Source organism: Micromonospora sp. R77, from assembly GCF_022747945.1.
Classification (GTDB): domain Bacteria; phylum Actinomycetota; class Actinomycetes; order Mycobacteriales; family Micromonosporaceae; genus Micromonospora.
Window position 1 is genome coordinate 4,108,945 of record NZ_JALDST010000001.1, and the last position, 20,262, is coordinate 4,129,206.

The 20,262-nt window shown below is 73.9% G+C and carries 22 protein-coding genes and 2 pseudogenes; 15 read left to right on the plus strand and 9 right to left on the minus strand.

What is annotated here, in order from left to right; genetic code table 11:
- Positions 1–41 precede the first annotated feature (41 nt).
- The 4 genes from MRQ36_RS19445 to MRQ36_RS19460 all read right to left on the minus strand — a co-directional run bounded on the left by MRQ36_RS19445 (position 42) and on the right by MRQ36_RS19460 (position 2,520).
- Positions 42–1,010 carry a dienelactone hydrolase family protein gene (locus MRQ36_RS19445; protein ID WP_242797450.1) on the minus strand — a complete coding sequence of 323 codons (969 nt, stop codon included), beginning with the start codon at positions 1,008–1,010 and terminating at the stop codon, positions 42–44.
- The gene (locus MRQ36_RS19450) at positions 1,011–1,436 is read right to left on the minus strand and encodes a hypothetical protein (protein WP_242797451.1); all 426 of its coding nucleotides are present in this window, start codon (positions 1,434–1,436) and stop codon (positions 1,011–1,013) included. It lies immediately after the preceding gene.
- Positions 1,436–1,915: a DUF6232 family protein gene (locus tag MRQ36_RS19455; protein WP_242797452.1), complete on the minus strand. Its 480-nt coding sequence runs from the start codon at positions 1,913–1,915 to the stop codon at positions 1,436–1,438. Before MRQ36_RS19455 ends, MRQ36_RS19450 begins: the two co-directional genes overlap by 1 nt.
- 74 nt (positions 1,916–1,989) lie before the next feature.
- Positions 1,990–2,520: a DUF6232 family protein gene (locus tag MRQ36_RS19460; RefSeq protein ID WP_242797453.1), complete on the minus strand. Its 531-nt coding sequence runs from the start codon at positions 2,518–2,520 to the stop codon at positions 1,990–1,992.
- 98 nt (positions 2,521–2,618) lie between these two features.
- Between MRQ36_RS19460 and MRQ36_RS19465 the strand changes: the two genes are divergently transcribed.
- From MRQ36_RS19465 to MRQ36_RS19480, 4 genes are all read left to right on the plus strand, one after another.
- Positions 2,619–3,392 (plus strand): enoyl-CoA hydratase-related protein, encoded by a 774-nt coding sequence (locus MRQ36_RS19465; RefSeq protein ID WP_242797454.1) that lies wholly within the window; start codon positions 2,619–2,621, stop codon positions 3,390–3,392.
- A 119-nt stretch (positions 3,393–3,511) separates the two neighbouring features.
- On the plus strand, positions 3,512–5,134 hold the full coding sequence (locus tag MRQ36_RS19470; RefSeq protein WP_242797455.1) for an acetolactate synthase: 1,623 nt from the start codon (positions 3,512–3,514) through the stop codon (positions 5,132–5,134).
- Between the two features lie 152 nt (positions 5,135–5,286).
- A complete protein-coding gene (locus tag MRQ36_RS19475) occupies positions 5,287–6,261 on the plus strand; it encodes an ATP-binding cassette domain-containing protein (protein WP_242797456.1) in 975 nt (324 codons plus the stop codon).
- Complete coding sequence (locus MRQ36_RS19480; RefSeq protein WP_242797457.1) at positions 6,258–7,067, plus strand: ABC transporter permease; 810 nt, start codon at positions 6,258–6,260, stop codon at positions 7,065–7,067. Before MRQ36_RS19475 ends, MRQ36_RS19480 begins: the two co-directional genes overlap by 4 nt.
- A 6-nt stretch (positions 7,068–7,073) precedes the next feature.
- Here MRQ36_RS19480 and MRQ36_RS19485 read toward each other — a convergent pair whose 3' ends face one another.
- The 3 genes from MRQ36_RS19485 to MRQ36_RS19495 all read right to left on the minus strand — a co-directional run bounded on the left by MRQ36_RS19485 (position 7,074) and on the right by MRQ36_RS19495 (position 8,282).
- A complete protein-coding gene (locus tag MRQ36_RS19485) occupies positions 7,074–7,481 on the minus strand; it encodes a PLD nuclease N-terminal domain-containing protein (RefSeq protein WP_242797459.1) in 408 nt (135 codons plus the stop codon).
- A gap of 118 nt (positions 7,482–7,599) precedes the next feature.
- The gene (locus tag MRQ36_RS19490) at positions 7,600–7,899 is read right to left on the minus strand and encodes a DUF202 domain-containing protein (RefSeq protein WP_242797461.1); all 300 of its coding nucleotides are present in this window, start codon (positions 7,897–7,899) and stop codon (positions 7,600–7,602) included.
- Entirely contained in the window at positions 7,896–8,282 is a 387-nt protein-coding gene (locus tag MRQ36_RS19495; protein WP_242797463.1) for a DUF202 domain-containing protein, read from the minus strand. Before MRQ36_RS19495 ends, MRQ36_RS19490 begins: the two co-directional genes overlap by 4 nt.
- 41 nt (positions 8,283–8,323) lie before the next feature.
- Between MRQ36_RS19495 and MRQ36_RS19500 the strand changes: the two genes are divergently transcribed.
- From MRQ36_RS19500 to MRQ36_RS19515, 4 genes are all read left to right on the plus strand, one after another.
- Positions 8,324–9,121: a GNAT family N-acetyltransferase gene (locus MRQ36_RS19500; RefSeq protein WP_242797465.1), complete on the plus strand. Its 798-nt coding sequence runs from the start codon at positions 8,324–8,326 to the stop codon at positions 9,119–9,121.
- A gap of 2 nt (positions 9,122–9,123) precedes the next feature.
- A complete protein-coding gene (locus MRQ36_RS19505) occupies positions 9,124–9,528 on the plus strand; it encodes a hypothetical protein (protein ID WP_278187554.1) in 405 nt (134 codons plus the stop codon).
- 387 nt (positions 9,529–9,915) lie between these two features.
- Positions 9,916–10,695: an electron transfer flavoprotein subunit beta/FixA family protein gene (locus MRQ36_RS19510; protein WP_242797469.1), complete on the plus strand. Its 780-nt coding sequence runs from the start codon at positions 9,916–9,918 to the stop codon at positions 10,693–10,695.
- Positions 10,696–10,706: 11 nt separating this feature from the next.
- Positions 10,707–11,666, plus strand: coding sequence for an electron transfer flavoprotein subunit alpha/FixB family protein (locus tag MRQ36_RS19515; RefSeq protein ID WP_242797471.1), 960 nt, complete (start codon positions 10,707–10,709; stop codon positions 11,664–11,666).
- A gap of 184 nt (positions 11,667–11,850) precedes the next feature.
- On the opposite strand, the gene MRQ36_RS19520 is transcribed toward MRQ36_RS19515, so the two are convergent.
- Together MRQ36_RS19520 and MRQ36_RS19525 are read right to left on the minus strand one after the other, a co-directional pair.
- Positions 11,851–12,615, minus strand: a complete 765-nt coding sequence (locus tag MRQ36_RS19520) for an anti-sigma factor (protein WP_242797473.1) — start codon at positions 12,613–12,615, stop codon at positions 11,851–11,853.
- Positions 12,569–13,174 (minus strand): RNA polymerase sigma factor, encoded by a 606-nt coding sequence (locus MRQ36_RS19525; protein ID WP_242797475.1) that lies wholly within the window; start codon positions 13,172–13,174, stop codon positions 12,569–12,571. Before MRQ36_RS19525 ends, MRQ36_RS19520 begins: the two co-directional genes overlap by 47 nt.
- A 240-nt stretch (positions 13,175–13,414) precedes the next feature.
- Between MRQ36_RS19525 and MRQ36_RS19530 the strand changes: the two genes are divergently transcribed.
- The 7 genes and pseudogenes from MRQ36_RS19530 to MRQ36_RS19560 all read left to right on the plus strand — a co-directional run bounded on the left by MRQ36_RS19530 (position 13,415) and on the right by MRQ36_RS19560 (position 20,219).
- Positions 13,415–14,245 carry a DUF4397 domain-containing protein gene (locus tag MRQ36_RS19530; RefSeq protein WP_242797477.1) on the plus strand — a complete coding sequence of 277 codons (831 nt, stop codon included), beginning with the start codon at positions 13,415–13,417 and terminating at the stop codon, positions 14,243–14,245.
- Positions 14,242–14,912, plus strand: a pseudogene (locus MRQ36_RS19535) (class F sortase). Before MRQ36_RS19530 ends, MRQ36_RS19535 begins: the two are co-directional and overlap by 4 nt.
- A gap of 109 nt (positions 14,913–15,021) precedes the next feature.
- Positions 15,022–16,197: a cysteine desulfurase family protein gene (locus MRQ36_RS19540; protein ID WP_242797478.1), complete on the plus strand. Its 1,176-nt coding sequence runs from the start codon at positions 15,022–15,024 to the stop codon at positions 16,195–16,197.
- Between the two features lie 36 nt (positions 16,198–16,233).
- Positions 16,234–17,307 carry a tRNA 2-thiouridine(34) synthase MnmA gene (gene mnmA / locus MRQ36_RS19545; RefSeq protein WP_242797480.1) on the plus strand — a complete coding sequence of 358 codons (1,074 nt, stop codon included), beginning with the start codon at positions 16,234–16,236 and terminating at the stop codon, positions 17,305–17,307.
- A 426-nt stretch (positions 17,308–17,733) separates the two neighbouring features.
- Positions 17,734–18,738, plus strand: coding sequence for a methionine synthase (locus MRQ36_RS19550; RefSeq protein ID WP_242797482.1), 1,005 nt, complete (start codon positions 17,734–17,736; stop codon positions 18,736–18,738).
- Positions 18,739–18,773: 35 nt separating this feature from the next.
- The gene (locus tag MRQ36_RS19555; RefSeq protein WP_242797484.1) at positions 18,774–19,142 is read left to right on the plus strand and encodes a VOC family protein; all 369 of its coding nucleotides are present in this window, start codon (positions 18,774–18,776) and stop codon (positions 19,140–19,142) included.
- Positions 19,143–19,206: 64 nt separating this feature from the next.
- A pseudogene (locus MRQ36_RS19560) lies at positions 19,207–20,219 on the plus strand (ADP-ribosylglycohydrolase family protein).
- Positions 20,220–20,262: the final 43 nt, after the last annotated feature.

Genomic DNA, 20,262 nt, shown 5'->3' on the forward strand with positions numbered 1-20,262 from the left:
GGTCCCCGTCACGTCCCCCGCCCGTCCACCGCCGGGAGCCCTCAGCGCACGCCCTCGAAGGTGACCTGCGGGTCGTTCTGGGCGGGCGGACCCCACACCGCGTCGTCGTACGTGGTGTCGCCGGCCAGGTGACGCAGGAACCACTCGGTGAGCAGCCGCCGGCTCAGCGTGAGCTGGGTGGCCCGGCTGATCGAGCCGCTGTCGCAGAAGAGCGACCCGCTGTCCATGAAGCCGCAGTGGAAGCCGCCGGTGATGATCCGCAGCTGCTTGGCCGGTGGCTTCGCCGTGTAGATGGGTCGCTGGTGGTCGGCCACCCCGGCGATGGTGTCCCGGTCGCCGCCGATCAGCCGGACCGGGATGGTGAGCGTCGCGGCGGCCGTCTTCGCGGACGGGTTGGTCTCGGCGGCGGCCAGGTTCGCCACCGTGACGACCTTCGGGTTGCGGGCGGCGGCGAGGATGCTGGCGCCGCCGCCCATCGAGTGCCCGGACAGGCCCAGCCGGTCGACGCTGACGTGCCCGGCGAACCGCGATCCGCTCGTGGTGTCCTGGGCGACGGCCCAGGTCAGGGCGGCGTTGAGGTCGTCGGCGAAGGCGCTGTGGTCGGGCGAGAAGCCGCCCTGGCTGGTCGGGGCGACGACGATGAAGCCCCAGGTGGCCAGGTGCGAAATGGTCGAGTAGTACTTCGACACACCCTGCAGGAAGCCGTGGCCGAAGGCGATGACCGGGAACCGGCCGGTCGCCACCGGTTGGCCGCTGCCGGCGGTGGTGGCCGGGTAGTAGATCCGGGCCGAGAAGGAACGGCCGGCGGCGCTGACGGTGGTGTCGACGTAACCGGCGGCGTGGGCACCGGGGGCGGACGGGTCGGCGGCGACGGCGGTGGCCGGCCGCCGGCGGCACCGGCCGGGGCGGCACCGGCGGGGGCCGGCAGCACCAGGCTGAGCGCCACCGCTGCCGTGAGGGCCAACTTCCTCATCATGACGGTCTCCCCAGATCGACGGAGGTCTGTCCAATCAGGAGAGCAGAGCGGGCAGGTCCTGCCCACGTCCCGGTTCCGCCATAACCGGGGTTGCGACCGGCCGCGGGCCACCCGGACCGCCCACCAGATCAGCGGGGCCTGCAACGGCAGCCGGCCGTAGGCGACGGCTCGCTCCGCGGCGCTCCGCCGCCGCCAGTCGTGGGCCATCTGCACGTTGGCCGGCAGGACGGCGGCGAAGAGGGCGGCCGCGGCCAGGCCGCCGGTCCGGCGGGTCGTCGTGCGCCACCGCCGCCGCCACCGCCAGCTCCGCGACCCCGCTGGCGTACGTCCAGAAGCGGGCCGGACCGGCAAGCGCGCGCGGCACGATCGGGTCGTAGAAGCCGGGCCGCGCGAAGTGCGTGACCCCGGCGACGGCGAGCAGCCCGGCCAGTGCGGCGGCCTCGCCGCGACGAGTGGTCATCAATGGTCCCCCTGCTGTTCGACGGCGCGCTGCACGGCCCGGTAGATCTGCCCGAACCGTAACGCGTCGGGGGTGCGCAGCAGCATCACCTCCTGCCCGCGGTGCTGCACCCACAGCTCGTGCACCCGGTTGCCGCGCTCGTAGGAGCGGTCCAGCCAGCTCAGCGGAACCTCCAGGAACGGGGTGAGGGCCAGGCCGGCCACGACGAAGGCGGCCAGGATGATCAGCGCCAGCTTCCAGTTGCCCCGGTCCTGCGCGGCCCAGGCCAGCGACACGACGCAGATCAGCGCGACCAGCGGCGGCAGGGAGAGCAGCAGGACCAGCACGCCGCGTCCCAGGACCCGCCCCCGGACCGCCAGGGTGGTCGCCCCCCGGGCATGCCAGACGTACGCCACGTCGGCGAGCGCGATGACGTGCCCACCTGCCCGGATGGACTCGGAGGTGACCTGTACCGCGTCGTCCCGGTAATAGAGGGTCATCATTAACCCTAACCACCCGCCGGCAACCGCCGACCACCTCGGCGCGCGGCGCCGGCGTCGGACGGGGAGGACGGCTACCGCCTGCCGGGCGGCCTCGGGTCGCTGCCGGACGGGCCGACGCCCCGCGCTGCCCGGCCGGTCGGGGCCGGTGCGGGGACGGACTCCATGGCCCGCTGCACCGCCCGGTAGATCTGACCGAAGCGCAGCGCGTCGCCGGTGGCGAGCAGTCGTACCGGCTGGCCGCGCCAGCGGGCCCACATCTCCAACTGCCGGCTGCCCCGGGCGTACGAGCGGTCGAGGTGCTCGAAGAGGAAATCGGCGAGCGGACCGACCCCGAGCCCGATCAGCACCGACGCCCCGACGATGGCGACCGTGACGGTCGGGGAGCGGTGCAGCAGGACCGCCAGCCCGACCCCGAGCAGCGCGGCGACCAGGGGGCCGGCGAGCGCGGCGGCGAGCGCCCCCCGACCGGCGAGCACCCGCCAGGAGCGGCTGCCCCGTCGGTGCCACACCATGCCGATCTCGGCGAGCGGAAAGGCCCGCCCGTCGACCCGTACGGCGGTGGAGGTGACCTGCACCGACCTGTCGTCGTAATACGTGATCATCGGATGACTCCCGGTGGCGGGGCGGACACCAGCCTACTTACCCCAACGACCCGGGTCGTAAGGTTGGCACGCGACTTCGACGAGGAAGTGAGGGCAGCGTGGGCGAGTTCGTTCGGCTGGAGACCAAGGACGGCATCGGCACCATCCGGCTGGAGCGGCCGCCGATGAACGCGCTCAACACCCAGGTGCAGGAGGAGTTGCGCGCCGCCGCGACCGCCGCCACCGCCGACCCCCAGGTCCGCGCGGTCATCGTGTACGGCGGGGAGAAGGTCTTCGCCGCCGGCGCGGACATCAAGGAGATGGCCGACATGTCCTACGTGGACATGGCGGAGCGGGCCGCCGACCTCTCCAGCGCGCTCGGCGCGATCGCCCGGATCCCCAAGCCGGTGGTCGCCGCGATCACCGGGTACGCCCTCGGCGGCGGCTGCGAGCTGGCGCTGGCCTGCGACTGGCGGATCGTGGCCGAGGACGCCAAGCTGGGCCAGCCGGAGATCAAGCTCGGCATCATCCCCGGCGCCGGCGGCACCCAGCGGCTGGCCCGCCTGGTCGGCCCGGCCCGCGCCAAGGACCTGATCATGACGGGCCGGATGGTCGACGCGCAGGAGGCGCTGCGGATCGGCCTGGCGGACCAGGTGGTCCCGGCCGCCGAGGTCTACGAGGCCGCCGTCGCGTACGTGAAGCCGTTCCTGACCGGTCCGGTGCAGGCGCTGCGGGCGGCGAAGCTGGCCGTGGACGGCGGCCTGGACATGGACCTGAACTCCGGTCTCGCCTGGGAGAGCCAGCTCTTCGCGGCGCTCTTCGCCACCGACGACCGCCGGGAGGGCATGGCCGCGTTCGTGGCGAAGCGCAAGCCCGACTTCACCGGCCGCTGAGCCGGCTGCTGAGCCGTCCGGGTCGGCGGCGCGCACCCGCCGCCGACCCGAGAACGGTTCACATCCCCGCTACCGGCCAGTAGCGTGGGACACCGGTCAGCTGACGAAGGGGAGCGGCGATGACGGAACGGGTCGAGGGCCACGGCGGGGAACTGGCGCTGGCGGCGCTGCGCGCGCACGGCGTACGGGAGATGTTCACCCTCTCCGGCGGGCACGTCTTCCCGCTCTACGACGCCGCACACAAGACCGGCTTCCCGATCTACGACGTGCGGCACGAGCAGTCGGCGGTCTTCGCCGCCGAGGCGGTCGCCAAGCTCCAGCGCCGCCCCGGCCTGGCCGTGCTCACCGCCGGACCCGGCGTCACCAACGGCGTCTCCGGGCTGACCAGCGCCTTCTTCAACGCCTCGCCGGTGCTGGTGCTCGGCGGTCGCGCCCCGCAGTTCCGCTGGGGCTCCGGCAGCCTCCAGGAGATGGACCACCTGCCGCTGGTCGCCCCGGTCACCAAGCACGCCGAGACGGTCTTCAGCGCCGACGACATCCCGCGCGCCGTGACCGCCGCCCTCACCGCCGCGCTCACCCCGCACCGCGGCCCGGCCTTCCTCGACTTCCCGCTGGAGGCGGTCTTCTCCGTCGGGGACGCGGAGCTGCCGGCGGTGTCGCCGATCGCGCCGATCGAGGCCGACCCGGACGAGGTCGCCCGGGCCGCCGGCCTGATCGCGGGCGCGAGCCGGCCGGTGATCATCGCCGGCTCCGACGTGTACGCCGCCGACGCGGTCGACGCCCTGCGGGCCGCCGCCGAGGCGTTGCAGGTGCCGGTCTTCACCAACGGCATGGGCCGCGGCGCGCTGCCGCCCAGTCACCCGCTCGCCTTCGCCAAGGCCCGCCGGGTCGCGCTCTCCGGCGCCGACGTGGTCGTGGTCGTGGGCACCCCGCTGGACTTCCGGCTCGGCTTCGGCGACTTCGGCGACGCGCAGGTGGTGCACGTCGTGGACGCGCCCGGCCAGCGCGCCGGGCACGTGCAGCCGGCCGCCGCGCCCGCCGGCGACCTGCGGCTCATCCTCACCGCGTTCGCCGAGCACCCCGGCGACCGGGCCGACCACGCCGACTGGATCGCCCAGCTGCGGGTCGCCGAGGACGCCGCCAAGGCCCGCGACGCCGAGGCGATGGCCGCCGAGACCGACCCGATCCGGCCGGCCCGGGTCTACGGCGAGCTGCGCAAGGTCCTCGCCCCCGACGCCATCACCATCGGCGACGGCGGCGACTTCGTCTCGTACGCCGGGAAGTACCTGGAGCCGGCGCAGCCCGGCACCTGGCTCGACCCCGGCCCGTACGGCTGCCTCGGCACCGGGACGGGTTACGCCATGGGGGCCCGGGTCAGCCACCCGGACCGGCAGATCTGCGTGCTGATGGGCGACGGCGCCGCCGGCTTCAGCCTGATGGACGTCGAGTCCCTGGCCCGGCAGCGGCTCCCCGTCGTCATCGTGGTCGGCAACAACGGCATCTGGGGGCTGGAGAAGCACCCGATGCGCGCCATGTACGGCTACGACGTGGCCGCCGACCTCCAGCCCGGCCTGCGCTACGACAAGGTCGTCGAGGCGCTCGGCGGGGCGGGGGAGACGGTGGAGAAGGCCGCCGACCTCGGCCCGGCCCTGACCCGTGCCTTCGACGCCGGCGTACCTTACCTGGTCAACGTGCTGACCGATCCGGCCGACGCGTACCCCCGGTCGTCCAACCTGGCCTGAGCACGACCCTCCGACCGCCGTCGCCGGGTGACCGGCGGCGGCGGTCGCGTCTTTCTGTTCCCCGCTAAATCGGCGGAATCTCGGCGGGCGTCACCGTAACGTCAGACCCCTCGCGCATCGTTGGGCCACCAGCGACACAGACGGGAGTTCCGATGACCTACGCGATCCGCGCCGAGGGACTGGTACGCCGCTTCGGCGCCACCACCGCCCTCGCCGGAGTCGACCTGGCCGTCCCCGCGGGGACGGTGTTCGGTCTGCTCGGCCCGAACGGGGCGGGCAAGACCACCGCGGTACGGGTGCTCGCCACCCTGCTCGCCGCCGACGAGGGGCACGCCACCGTCGGCGGGTACGACGTCCGCCGCGACGCCCACCGGGTGCGCCAGCTGATCGGCCTGACCGGCCAGTACGCCTCGGTCGACGAGTCGCTCACCGGCACCGAGAACCTGCTGCTGATCGGCCGGCTGCTCGGCCTGGGCCGACGCGACGCCCGGGCCCGGGCCGGGCAGCTGCTCGCCGACTTCCAGCTCACCGACGCCGCCGACCGGGCGGCGAAGACCTATTCGGGTGGCATGCGCCGCCGCCTCGACCTCGCCGCCAGCCTGGTCGGCCGGCCGCAGGTGCTCTTCCTCGACGAGCCGACCACCGGGCTGGACCCGCGCAGCCGCAACGAGCTGTGGGACATCGTCCGGGGCCTGGTCACCGACGGGGTGACCGTGCTGCTGACCACGCAATATCTGGAAGAGGCCGACCAGCTCGCCGGTGAGATCGCGGTCGTCGACCACGGCCGGGTGATCGCCCAGGGCACCCCGGAGGAGCTGAAGGCGCGCACCGGCGGCCAGGTCCTCGCCGTCCGCCCGACCGACCCGGCCGACCTGTCGACCGTCGTGGCGATCGCCACCGAGATCACCGGCACCGCTCCCGAGGTCGTCCAGACCACCGTCTCCGTGCCGGTCACCGACCCGGGCACCATGCCCGCCGTGGTCCGCCGGTTGGACGCCGCCGAGGTCACCGTCGCCGAGCTGGCGCTGCGCGGCTCCAGCCTGGACGAGGTCTTCCTCTCGCTGACCGGTCACCGGGCCGAGCAGGACAGCCCCGCCGACGCCGACCTGGAGAGGATCCCGGCATGACCGCCGCCACCGTCACCGCCCCGCTGGCCTCGGCCCGCCGGCCGGGTCTCGCCGCCGGCGTGCGGCACACCCTCACCCTGGCCTGGCGCAGCCTGGTGCAGATCAAGCACAACCCGATGGAACTGCTCGACCTGAGCATCCAGCCGGTGATGTTCGTGCTGCTCTTCACGTACGTCTTCGGTGGGGCGATCTCGGGCAGCCCCGGCGACTACCTGAAGTTCGCGCTGCCCGGGATCATCGTGCAGAACGCCTTCTTCGCCACCATGACCACCGGGTTCGGGCTGAACAACGACCTGACCAAGGGGGTCTTCGACCGGTTGCAGGCGCTGCCCATCGCCCGGTGGGCGCCGCTGGCCGGCCGGATCCTCGCCGACACGGTCAAGCAGGCATGGTCGGTGTCCCTGCTGATCGGCGTGGGCGCGATCCTCGGGTTCCGGCTCAGCAACGGGCTGGTCGGCCTGGTGGGCGCGTTCGCGCTGCTGCTGGCCTTCTCGCTGGCCTTCTCGTGGCTCTCGGTGCTGGTCGGGGTGCTGGTCAGCGAACCGGAGAAGGTGCAGATCTTCGGGTTCATGGTGATCTTCCCGCTCACCTTCACCAGCAACGCCTTCGTCCCGACCGACACCATGCCGTCCTGGCTCCAGCGGTGGGTGGAGGTCAACCCGGTGACCATCCTGGCCGACGCGCTGCGCGGCATGCTGATCGGCGGTCCGGTGGCCGGGCCGACCGTCAGGTCGCTGCTCTGGGCCGCGGTCATCCTCGCCGTCTTCGCCCCGCTGGCGGTACGCGGCCTCCGACGTCGGGTGTGAGCGGGTTCAGACCTCCGGCCGGTCCTGCTCGCCGTCCCGGCGGCGCAGCTCGTCCTCGCGGCGGCGCAGGTCCTCCTCCCAGCGGCTGAAGAGTTCCCGGTCCTGTTGCCGGGACCGCTCGGCGAGGGAGCTGAGGAATTCGGGGTCGTCGTCCGGGGCGACCTGGCGGCGGCGGTCGGGCTCGGCGAAACCGTTCCCGACCGGCCGGGCGGTGCGGGGGCGGTCGCCGGCCGGCTCCCGGCCGGCGACGAACCAGGCGATCGACCCGACCAGCGGGAAGATCAGGATGATCAGCACCCAGGCGATCCGGGGCAGCGCCCGGATCTGGCCCTCCTCGGCGGAGAGGCAGCTGATCAGGGCGCAGATGCCGAGCACGACCTCGGCCAGGAAGAGAAGCCCGTACAGGCGAACCATGCCGGCCATCATGGACCACCGGGGCGGTCCGGCGCAGCCCGCGGCCGACCGGTCGAGGCATCCGGCCCGGCACCGGCCGGTCCGGTCAGCGCGCCCGGACCAGCACCGGCCGGTCCGGTCAGGGCGTGCGGACCAGCACCACCAGCACCCCGAGCAGGGCCATCCCGGCGGCGGCCAGCGCGGTCAGCGGAAAGGACCAGCGCCGGATCCGGCGGGCCCCGGCGCCGGTGGCCCGGTGCCAGTCCGCCAGGAGCACGCCGAGCCAGATCAGCACGGCCGTCCCGGCCAGCAGCGCGCCGGTCGTGGAGCCGGTGGCGGCGAGCCGGACCAGCAGCGCGACGACGGCGGTGAACGACAGCAGGGTGCGCCGCCAGGCCAGCCGGGTCCGCTGGGGCTGGAGCCCCGGGTCGCCGGTCACCCGATCGCCCGGGCCAGCACGGCGACCACCAGCAGCAGCGCGCCGACCGCCACGGCGAGGGCCAGCACCGCGGGGAAGCGGGAGGCGGGCAGTTCCTCGCCGAGCCGGATGGCCCGTTCGGTACGCGCCCAGTGGTCCACGGCCCGTACCGCCACCGCGCCGCCGAGCAGCAGCAGCGCGACGGCGATCACCTCCCGCAGGTGGGCCAGCGGCAACGGCGGCAGGAACTGGGCGGCGGCCAGCCCGCCGGCGATGAACGCCAGCCCGGTACGCAGCCAGGCCAGGAAGGTCCGCTCGTTGGCCAGGGAGAACCGGTAGTCCGGGGTGGTGCCCACGGAGCGCAGCTCGCGCGGGTCGAACCACCGCCTGATCGTCTCCCACACGAGGTCGATTATCCGCTTTGCCCCCGGCCTAGCCTGAGGGGATGACGGATCTTGACGCGCGGACCCTGCGCGAGGCCTACGACACCCAGATCCGTCCGGAGATCCCTGACCCGCTGCCGGCCGGCGTCACCGTGGAACGGGACGGCCCGCTGGTCCGGATCCTCGGCCTGGACCAGCGCGGGTTCCTCACCTACCGCACCCTCGACGGGCTGGCCGGCGCGGAGCTGGACGCGCTGATCGCCCGGCAGGTGGACGTCTTCCGGCAGCGCGGCGAGGCGGTGGAGTGGAAACTCAACGGCCACGACGAGCCGGCCGACCTGGCCGACCGGCTGCGCGCCGCCGGGTTCGTCCCGGAGGACCAGGAGACCGTCGTGGTCGGCCCGGTCGCGGCCCTGGCCGCCACCGTCCCGCTCCCGCCCGAGGGGGTACGCCTGCGTGAGGTCACCGGCCGGGAGGACCTGGAGCGGATCGCCGCGATGGAGGAGGAGGTCTGGCACGACGACCGCAGCCACCTGGTGACCGGGTTGGCGAAGGAGATCGAGGCCGACCCGCAGTCGATCACGATCGTGGTGGCCGAGGCCGGCGACACGGTGGTCAGCGCCGGTTGGGTCCGCTACCTGCCGAACACCGGGTTCGCCACGCTGTGGGGCGGCTCGACCCTGCCGCAGTGGCGGCGCAGGGGTGTCTACCGGGCGCTGGTGGCGTACCGGGCGCGGCTGGCCCAGCAGCGCGGGAAGAGTCTCCTCCAGGTGGACTGCTCGGAGGACAGCCGGCCGATCCTGGAGCGGCTCGGGCTCGTAGCGGTCACCACGACCACCCCGTACGTCTACACTCCGTGATCATGGAACGGTTGACGGCGGAGGAACAGCTGACCCTCAGGACGGGGGCGTTCGGCGCCGTCTTCCTGGTCTCGAACGCCGATCCCGGGATGCTCGCCATGGTGCGGGAGAGCATCGCCGCGTCGGGGGCCCTCGGCGAGGCGAGCGGGGTGGTGAAGCAGGCCCTGACCACCGGCCCGCTGCCGCAGCTGCCCCGGGACTCCGCGCTGGAGGTCGAGTCGGTGGTGCTGCCGGCGCTGGGTCGGGCGGTGGAGATCCTGCGGGCGAAGTCCCCGGGTGACCTCGACGCGTACCGGTCGGTGGTGCTGGCCGCCGCGGACCGGGTGGCCGAGGCGCACCGCGGGGTGACGCCGGCGGAGGCGGCGGCGATCGGGCGGATCAGGGCCGCGCTGGCCGAGCCGGCGTGACCCGCCCGGCCGACCAGAGCGCCCGCACGACGGCCCGTACGCACCGGTCCCGCACCCGCCCGCAGGCGCAGCGGTAGGTGTCCGGCAGCATCCGGCGGCAGGCCCGGCCGGCCGCGTCCGCCGCACCCCTCGTCCGCTCCGGCATCGACCGGTCAAGTATTTCCGGCATGTCCCTCACCTCCCGATTTCGGAGTTTACCCGGCACCGCCGGTCGTGGTGAGCTGTGTCACGGTGAGGCTCCGGGAAGGCAATGCTACTTGCGGGTAACATTGCGCCGTGGGCAAGTGCACAGCGCCCCGCGGTTGACCGAGCGTTCAGTCACGCGGGAGGCTGCGCCCGAGACCGGGCGAGCAATCGCAACACCAACAGGAGGGTCGTCGAAGCGCGATGAACATCGTCGTACTCGTCAAGCAGGTGCCCGATTCGGGCGCGGACCGCAACCTGCGTTCTGACGACAACACCGTCGACCGCGGTTCGGCGAACAACGTCATCAACGAGATGGACGAGTACGCCATCGAAGAGGCGTTGAAGATCAAGGAGGCGCACGGCGGCGAGGTCACCATCCTGACCATGGGTCCGGACCGGGCGACCGAGTCGATCCGCAAGGCGCTCTCCATGGGCCCCGACAAGGCCGTGCACGTGCTGGACGACGCCCTGCACGGGTCCTGCGCCGTGGCCACCTCGAAGGTGCTCGCCGCCGCGCTCGGGCAGCTCAACGCCGACCTGGTGATCTGCGGCGCCGAGTCGACCGACGGCCGCGTCCAGGTCATGCCGCACATGATCGCCGAGCGGCTGGGCGTCGCCGCCCTCACCGGCGCGCGCAAGCTCACCGTCGACGGCGGCACGCTGACCGTCGAGCGGCAGACCGAGGAGGGCTACGAGGTGGTCACCGCCTCGACCCCGGCCGTGGTCTCCGTCTGGGACACCATCAACGAGCCGCGCTACCCGTCCTTCAAGGGCATCATGGCCGCCAAGAAGAAGCCGGTGCAGACGCTCTCCCTGGGTGACCTCGGTGTCGCCCCGGCCGAGGTGGGCTTCGACGGCGCGACCAGCGCCGTGCTGGAGCACACCAAGCGCCCGCCGCGCTCCGGCGGCGCCAAGATCACTGACGAGGGCGAGGGCGGCGTCAAGCTGGTCGAGTTCCTCGCCACCGAGAAGTTCGTGTGAGGGGTCCGGACATGTCTGAGGTTCTCGTCGTCGTCGAAGCCACCAAGGAATTCGGCGTCAAGAAGGTCACCCTCGAGATGCTCACCCTCGCCCGCGAGCTGGGCACCCCGAGCGCGGTCGTGCTCGGCGGCGCCGGCGCCGCCGAGGCGCTGAGCGCCAAGCTCGGCGAGTACGGCGCGGAGAAGATCTACGCCGCCGAGGGTGACGAGATCGACGGCTACCTGGTGGCCCCCAAGGCCACCGTGCTGGCCGAACTGGTCAACCGGGTGCAGCCGGCCGCCGTGCTGCTCGCCTCCGCCCAGGAGGGCAAGGAGATCGCCGCCCGACTGGCCGTCAAGCTGGACAACGGCATCCTGACCGACGTGGTCGGCCTCGACGCCGACGGCACCGCGACCCAGGTCGCCTTCGCCGGCTCCACCATCGTCAAGTCCAAGGTCACCAAGGGCCTGCCGCTGGTCACCGTCCGGCCGAACTCGGTCAACCCGACCCCGGCGCCGGCCACCCCGGCCGTCGAGCAGCTCACCGTGTCGGTCACCGACGCCGACAAGCTGGCCAAGGTCGTCGAGCGGGTCGCCGAGCAGAAGGGCTCCCGCCCCGAGCTCACCGAGGCCGGCATCGTCGTCTCCGGCGGTCGCGGCGTCGGCAACGCCGACAACTTCAAGCTGGTCGAGGAGCTGGCCGACCTGCTCGGCGGCGCCGTCGGCGCGTCCCGCGCGGCGGTCGACTCGGGCTACTACCCGCACCAGTTCCAGGTGGGTCAGACCGGCAAGACGGTCTCCCCGCAGCTCTACGTCGCGCTGGGCATCTCCGGCGCGATCCAGCACCGGGCCGGCATGCAGACCTCGAAGACGATCGTCGCCGTGAACAAGGACGGCGAGGCCCCGATCTTCGAGCTGGCCGACTTCGGCGTGGTCGGCGACCTCTTCAAGATCGTCCCCCAGGCCGCCGAAGAAATCCGCAAGCGCAAGTAACACCTCCGCCCGGAGCGCCGCTGTCGGCGGCGCTCCGGCCCCGGACCCGCGACAGATACAGAGAAAGAGTGGCCATCCGACGAGGAATGGCCACTCTTTCTCTGTATCTGCGTGCCGCAGTCCCTTCCCGGTGCGGTGGGAAGGGAGCTGATCGGCGGGCCGGGGAGCTGAGCCGGCCCGCCGATCAGCCCGTCAGGGTGCCCCTCAGCAAACTGTCGCCGGAGTGGGCGGGCTGGTTGTCGTACTGCTCGGCGGAGACGTCGACCACCGAGTACGTCCGGATGTCCACGTTGGGCGGTATCGGGAGCAACTCGTCTCCCGAGTCCCGGTTCAGCGTACCGACCGGGAACATCTTCATGGTCCCGGGATCGATCAGCCAGACCTGGTAGTACCCGGAACCTTCGGGAGATTCGCGACGTGCAGGTGCAACTGGTTGTCGCCCAGCACCCGCGCGTCGCCGTTGGCGTCCTTCGGCGTCGACCCGTACGCCGACAGCGGCGCGCTGGCCAGCACCGCCGGCGACGGCGCGGGCTTGTCGGTGCCGGTCGACCGCAGCACGGCGACCGTGCCGACCACCGACCGCGGCGGCGGCCGCCGCGGTGACCGCCGTGACCGCCCAGCGCGACCAGCGACCCCGCTGCCGGGGCCGGGCCGGGACCGCCACCTGCGTCGGCGACCCGTCCGGGGCCTGCTGTCCCCGCCGCTCGGTCAGCGACGGCAACTCCTCGGCGGCCCGGATCTCCGCCATGATGCCCTGCCAGACGTGCTCCGGCGGCTCGGGCAGGTCGCCGAGACCCTGGGTCTCCGCGCCGATCCCGGCCACGTGCTGGAGGTTCTCCAGCTCCGTCCGGCAGTGGTCGCAGCCCTCGAGGTGGGCGGCCTCACCGTCCTCCGCCCCGCTCTCACCGAGCGCCAGAAAGACCAGCCGGTCGTGATCCAGGTGCTGCACCGTCCACCTCCCATCTGCGTTTCAGGCTCGCCATGCCGCGTCGGATGTGGCTCTTGACCGTACCGAGCGGCACTCCGGTCACGGTCGATATCTGCTGGTGCGTCAGGTCGTCGTAGAAGGCCAGCTCCAGCATCCGCCGCTGCTCGTCGGGGAGCCGGGCCAGCTCGTCGGCGACCACCAGCCGGTCGACCACGGTGTCCGGGTCCGGACCGGTGGAGACCGGCTCGGGCAGCTGCTTGACCGTCTCGACCACCCGGGTCTCCCGGGCCGCCGCGCGGAGCCGGTCGATCACCTTGCGCCGACCGATGCCGAGCAGCCAGCCGATCAACGAGCCCTTGCCCGGGTCGAAGGTGTCCCGCCCGAGCCAGGCCGCGACGAACGTCGCCTGGGTCACGTCCTCCGCGTCGCTGCGGTTGGCCAGGGTGCTGGTGGCCAGGTGGAGCACGGCCCGGCCGAAGCGGTCGTACGCCTCCCGCAGGGCGGTCTCGTCACCCGCCCGGAACCGCTGGGCCAGGTCGTCCTCGGGTGGTGGCTCGGGTTCCTGTCGTACCGCCGTCACCGGGCGGTTCGCCTTCCGTGGGGCATGCCCGACTGTAACTCCCACAGCCCCCGCCCCACTTCCCGGTGCCTCCGTGTCCCATCCGTCTCACCTCCTATTCGTCGCCGGGGGGCCGCGCGGATGCGCCGCGGACGAAGAAAAAGAAATTGGATCCGGCTGCATCCGGGGGTCCGGGCGGTGGCGTATCCCGTTCTGCAAGCCAGGCCTGACGAATCAGCACCAATCACCAGGAGGCAGACAATGCAGCTCTCGATCTTCCGTCGGGTCGCCGCGGGCGGCGCGGTGGCCGCCCTCACCTTCGCCGGCGTCGGCGCCGCCACCATGAGCCCCGCGTACGCCGCCTCGTCGAAGGTCTCCGTCGTGCACGGCATCCCGGACACCCCGGTCGACGTCTACGTCAACGGCAAGAAGACGCTGGACAACTTCAAGCCGGGCGACGTGGCCGGCCCGCTGAGCCTGCCGGCCGGTGACTACGACATCGCGCTGACCAAGCCGGGCGAGGCGGTCGACAAGGCCATCCTCAAGGTCGACGACGCCAAGGTGCCGGGTGGCGCCAACATCAGCCTCGCCGCCCACCTGAGCGCCGACGGCAAGCCCGAGATCACCCCGTTCGTGAACGACACCTCCAAGGTGGGCGCGGGCAAGGCCCGGCTGATCGTCCGGCACACCGCCGCCGCCCCGGCGGTCGACGTGCGGGCCGGTGGCAAGCCGGTCTTCGAGGGGCTGACCAACCCGAAGGAGGCCAAGGCGGACGTCGACGCGGGCACCGTCAAGGCCGACGTGGTGCTGGCCGGTACGGACACCGTGGCGATCGGCCCGGCCGACCTGAACCTCAAGGAGGGCACCGCCACGATCGTCTACGCCATCGGTTCCGCCAAGGACAAGAACCTGAAGCTGGTCGCCCAGACCATCACCGGCCTGCACTCGGCGCCGGGTGGCGTGCCCAGCGGCAGCGGCGGCCAGGCCGGCACCGGCGTGGACACCTGGTGGTACGTGCTGGCCGGCGCCGGCGTACTCCTGCTGGTCGGTGGCGGGGCGCGGGTGGCCACCGCCCGGACCGGCCGCAAGTGACGGTGCGCAACCGCGGGGCGCTGGCGGCCATGGCCGCCGGCGTCGCCGCGCTCACCATCGCCACCGTGGTGGCGTGCAGGTCGCAGCCGGCGGAGAACGTCGGCGCCGACGAGCGGCGGCCCTGGCCAGCGCGACGCCGAGCGCGGCACCGACGAGCGCCGCCGCCGGGGACGGCTCCGTGCCGGTGAACGCCGGCACCCTCCCGGCGGACGGGGCGACGGTGCCGCCGGTGAAGCTGGTCATCCCGCCGATCGACGTGGTCGCCACCGTCAACCCGGTCGGCGTCAACCGGCGTACCGGGGAGTTCGAGGTGCCGCCGAGCGTCGACCGGATCGGCTGGTACCGCTACGGGCCGGGGCTGGAGGCGACCAGCGGCTCGGTGGTGATCGCCGGGCACGTGGACAGCGCCGACCAGGGCAAGGGGGCCTTCTTCCGGCTCCGTGAGCTGGATCGCGACGACACCCTCACGGTCACCGGTGCGGACGGCAAGCAGCGGACGTACCGGGTGGTGGCCCGCGAGGAGTACCAGAAGACGAAGATCCCGCTGGACCGGTACTTCGCCCGGGACGGTGAACCGCGGCTGACCCTGATCACCTGCGGTGGCCCGTTCGACCCGAAGACCCGGCACTACCGGGACAACATCGTGGTCACGGCGGTGCCCGCCTGAGGCGGACCCGGTCGGGGCGGCGAGGAGCACCTCCCCGCCCCGACCGTCCGGCCCGCACCGGCCCTCCGGCCTCCGGCGGGCCGTGGCTCGGCCGTTACGCTGAACGGCGATGGCATACCTGGATCACGCGGCGACGACCCCCATGCTCGACGAGGCACTGGAGGCGTACGTCGCGACCGCCCGTGAGGTCGGGAACGCGTCGTCGCTGCACGCGGCGGGCCGGCGTGCCCGGCGGCGGGTGGAGGAGTCCCGCGAGCGGGTGGCCGCCGTGCTCGGCGCCCGCCCCTCCGAGGTGATCTTCACCGGGGGTGGCACGGAGAGCGACAACCTCGCGGTCAAGGGCATCTTCTGGGCCCGCCGGACCGCCCGCGCCGAGCGGATCCGGGTGGTCTCCAGCTCGGTCGAGCACCACGCGGTGCTGGACGCGGTGGACTGGCTGGCCGGGCACGAGGGCGCGGAGGTCGGCTGGCTGCCGGTCGACGCCACGGGTCGGCTCGACCCGGAGCAGCTCCGCGCCGAGCTGGCCGCGCACGCCGACCGGGTCGCCGTGGTCACCGCGATGTGGGCCAACAACGAGGTCGGCACGGTGCAGCCGGTCGCCGAGCTGGCCGCGGTCGCCGCCGAGCACGGTGTGCCGTTCCACACCGACGCGGTGCAGGCGGTCGGCCAGGTGCCGGTCGACTTCGCCGCCAGCGGCGTCGCCGCGCTCACCGTGACCGGGCACAAGCTCGGCGGACCGACCGGGGTGGGCGCGCTGCTGCTCGGCCGGGAGACCGCCGCCACCCCGCTGCTGCACGGCGGCGGCCAGGAGCGCGACGTCCGCTCCGGCACCCTGGACACCGCCGGCATCGTCGCCTTCGCGGTGGCGGTCGAGACCGCCGTCAAGGGCCAGCAGGAGTACGCGGCCCGCGTCGCCGCCCTCCGCGACGAACTGGTCGAACGGGTCCGGCAGGCGGTCCCCGAAGTGATCTTCAACGGCGATCCGGTCGACCGGCTCCCCGGCAACGCGCACTTCTCCTTCCCCGGCTGCGAGGGCGACGCGCTGCTGCTCCTGCTCGACGCGCAGGGCATCGCCTGCTCCACCGGCTCGGCCTGCTCCGCCGGGGTGGCCCAGCCGAGTCACGTCCTGCTGGCGTTGGGCGCCGACCACGACCGGGCCCGCTCGTCGCTGCGCTTCACGCTCGGCCACACCAGCACCCGTGCGGACGTCGACGCCCTGATCGCCGCCCTCCCCGCCGCCGTCGACCGGGCCCGCCGCGCCGCCGCCCTCCGTGCCCCCCGCTGACCGGGCTACGCTCGGTGCGATGAAGGGAGTGGGCCGGTGAGGGTTCTGGCGGCGATGTCGGGCGGAGTGGACTCCGCCGTGGCGGCGGCGCGGGCGGTGGAGGCGGGGCACGACGTGACCGGGGTGCACCTGGCGTTGGCCCGTAACCCGCAGACCTACCGGACCGGCGCGCGCGGGTGCTGCACCCTGGAGGACTCCCGGGACGCCCGGCGGGCCGCCGACGTGATCGGCATCCCGTTCTACGTCTGGGACATGGCCGAACGGTTCCACTCCGACGTGGTGGACGACTTCGTCGCCGAGTACGCGGCCGGTCGTACCCCGAATCCCTGCCTGCGCTGCAACGAGAAGATCAAGTTCGCCGCGGTGCTGGACCGGGCCGTGGCCCTGGGCTTCGACGCGGTGGTCACCGGCCACCACGCCCGGCTGGGCGCCGACGGCCTGCTGCGACGCAGCGTCGACGAGGCGAAGGACCAGTCGTACGTCCTCGCGGTGCTGACCCGCGCGCAGCTCGACCGGTCGGTCTTCCCGCTCGGGGACTCGACCAAGGCGGAGGTCCGCGCGGAGGCGGCCCGGCGCGGCCTGGCCGTGGCCGACAAGCCGGACTCGCACGACATCTGCTTCATCGCCGACGGCGACACCCGCGGCTTTCTCGCCCAGCGGCTCGGCGAGGCCCCCGGCGACGTGGTCGACGCGCTCACCGGCGCGGTGGTCGGCAGCCACGCCGGCGCGTACGCCTACACCGTCGGCCAGCGGCGCGGCCTGCACCTGGACCGGCCGGCTCCGGACGGTCGCCCCCGCTACGTGCTCTCCATCACGCCGAAGACCAACACGGTGACCGTCGGCCCCGCCGAGGCGCTGGAGGTGTCGCAGGTACGGGCCACCCGCCCGGTCTGGACGGGCGGCGAGCGGCCCGACGCGCCGGTCGAGTGCGAGGTGCAGCTGCGGGCGCACGGTGACGTGGTGCCGGCCACCGTGGCGGTGGACGCCGACGGGCTGCACGCGGAGCTGCGTCGCCCGGTCCGTGGGGTCGCCGCCGGCCAGGCGATCGTGGCCTACCGCCCCGATCCCGCCGGCGACATCGTCCTCGGCTCCGCCACCATCGCCGGCTGACCCCGCCGCCGCTCGTACCCACGGCTGCCAACTGCCCGCGCGTCTGCCTGGCGGTCACCGTCCTGCTGCACGTGTCGTGCTGGCCGTGCCGTGCGGTCGCCGTGCCCGCGCCCGCGGCGGGTGGCTTGCGGTCGCCGCCGGCTCGCCCACCGTGGCGCGCTCGTGGGACGAGGGGGTACCCCGCGGCACGCTACAAGTTTGATGTCGTCAATGAATCGGTGCCGGAACGGGCGATGTGTGCGTCCCTTCGATCAGGAGCGGGCGACGGCGGCCCTTGCCGGTCCGGTGCAAGGGAGGGGCCTCCGATTCATTTGCGCCATCAAACTCGTAGCGTCGTGAAGGCAGCCCGTTCCGCGACGCGACGCCGTGCTGCGCCCGTACCCGGCCCTGCCGGGCGGCGACCGGCGCGGCGGATAGTCTTCGGCCGTGACTGAACAGGCGTGGCCCTGGCCGGCCGGGACGGCGACCGGCATCGGTTCCCTCCCCGGCACCGACATCGCCGAGGCGCAGCGGGTGGTGCTGGGCGAGCTGCCGGGCCTGCCGCACCTGCCCGAGCTGCCCGCACGCGGTCCGGGCGCGGACCTGATCGGGCGGACGGGCGGCCTGCTGGTCGAGCTTCCGGTCGAGCTGTACGCGGCCCGCTGGCGGATCGCCCCGCGCCCCGGCCGGGACCTGCGCCGGGCCCGTGACCTGATGGAACGCGACCTCGACCAGCTCGCCGAGCAGGCCGAGGGGTACGCCGGGCCGGTCAAGGTCCAGGCGGCCGGCCCGTTCACCCTGGCCGCCTCGGTGGAGCTGCCGATCGGCGGTCGGCTGCTGCGCGACCCGGGCGCGGTCCGGGACCTCACCGGCTCCCTGGCCGAGGGGCTGCGCGGCCACGTCGCGGCGGTGTCCCGGCGGCTGCCCGGGGCAGCCGTGCTGCTCCAGCTCGACGAGCCGTCCCTGCCGGCGGTGCTGACCGGCCGGGTGCCCACCGAGAGCGGCTTCGGCACCCACCGGCCGGTGGAGCCGGAGGTGGCTCGCACGCTGCTGCGCGCCGTGATCGACGCCGCCGGGGTGCCGACCGTGGTGCACTGCTGCGCCCCCGACGTGCCGCTGGAGCTGATCCGCATCGCCGGGGCGGTCGGCGTCGCGCTCGACCTCGGCCTGCTCACCGAGCTGGACCCGCTCGGCGAGGCCCTCGACGCCGGGTTCGGGCTGCTGGCCGGCGCCGCACCGGCGCTGCCGCCGGCGGCCGGTCGCGCGCCGACCTCGGCCCAGGTCGCCGACCGGGTACGCACCCTCTGGGACCGCCTCGGCTTTCCCCGCCGTCGCCTCGCCGAGCAGGTGGTGGTCACCCCGGCCTGTGGCCTGGCCGGTGCCACCCCGGCGTACGCCCGGGCGGTGCTGGCCGCCTGCCGCGACGCCGGGCGGCGGCTCGTCGAGGAGTGACGTTTGCTGTCGTACCCGCGGGGCAGGATGCGGTCATGATTGGACAGTTGCGGTCAGTGGTGGTCGACTGCCCGGACCCGCGCGCCCTGGCCGGTTTCTATGCCGAGCTGCTGGGCCTGCCGCTGGTCGAGGAGCAGTCCGACGGCGACGACTGGGTGGTGCTCGGCGGGCCACCCGGACACCAACCCCGGATCGCCTTCCAGAAGGCGCCCGACCTGCGTCCGCCGGCCTGGCCCGACCCGGAGCGGCCGCAGCAGTTCCACCTCGACGTCACCGTCGACGACATCGGGACCGCCGAGCGGGCCGCGCTGGCCCTGGGTGCCCGGCGACTGCCCGGCGAGGGCGAGGGCTTCCGGGTCTACGCCGACCCGGCCGGCCACCCGTTCTGCCTCTGCTGGGACTGACCGGCCCCGGCGCGCGGCCGAGCTGACCGGCCCCGGCGGCGGGCGGAGCTTGCCGGCAGGGGGCATGATCGCCACCGTGATCGACTCTCCGCCCCGCCGCGCCGCCGGCTCGCTCTTCGGCCTCGCCTACGGCGACGCCCTGGGCAAGCCCACCGAGTTCCTCACCGTCGCCGAGATCGTCCGCCGGTACGGCCCGGCCGGTCCCCGGGAGCTGGTCGGCGATCCGGCGCCGGTCACCGACGACACCCAGATGGCCCTCGCCGTGGCGTGGGCGCTGCACGACGCGCCCGCGTACGCGCCGGAGGTGGTCGAGCCGTTGCTGCGGCAGCGCTTCGTCGCCTGGTCGGTCAGCCCGGACAACAACCGCGCGCCGGGGATGACCTGTCTGCGGGCCTGTGCCGAGCTGGCCGTGGGCACCCGGTGGCAGGCGGCGACCGTGGCCGGGTCGAAGGGCTGCGGCGCCAACATGCGGGTCACCCCGGTCGGGCTGCTCGACGTCGACCTGGACACCCTGGCCGGGCTGGCGCAGCTCCAGGCCGGCCTGACCCACGGTCACCCGACCGGGCTGGCGGCCAGCGAACTCACCGCGTACGCGGTCCGCCTGCTGCGCGACGGCGCCGCGCTGGCGGAGCTGCCCGGCCTGCTCACCGCGCGGGCCCACGACCAGCGGCGGGTCTACCGGGGTGACTGGCTCGGTGACCTCTGGCAGCGCCCCGGGGTGGCGACGGCCGAGGAGTTCATCGCCCGGGGCTGGGACGAGTGCCGGCACGCCCTCGACCGGCTCGACGCCGCGCTGGCCCGCGGCGACGACGGCGGCGACCCGTGCCGGCACACCGGCGAGGCTGGATCGCCGAGGAGGCCCTGGCGACCGCGCTGCTCTGTGCGTTGTGGCACGCCGACGACCCGGTCGGCGCGCTGGCCCAGGGCGCCACCACCGCCGGTGACTCCGACTCCATCGCGGCGCTCGCCGGCGCCTTCGTCGGCGCGGCCCGGGGCATGCCCGCCTGGCCCGCCGACTGGGCGACCCGCATCGAGTACGCCGACCGGCTCACCGCCCTCGCGGCGGCCACCGGCTGACCCGACGCCGATCCCGATGCCGGGCCGGCGACCTGCCGGAGTC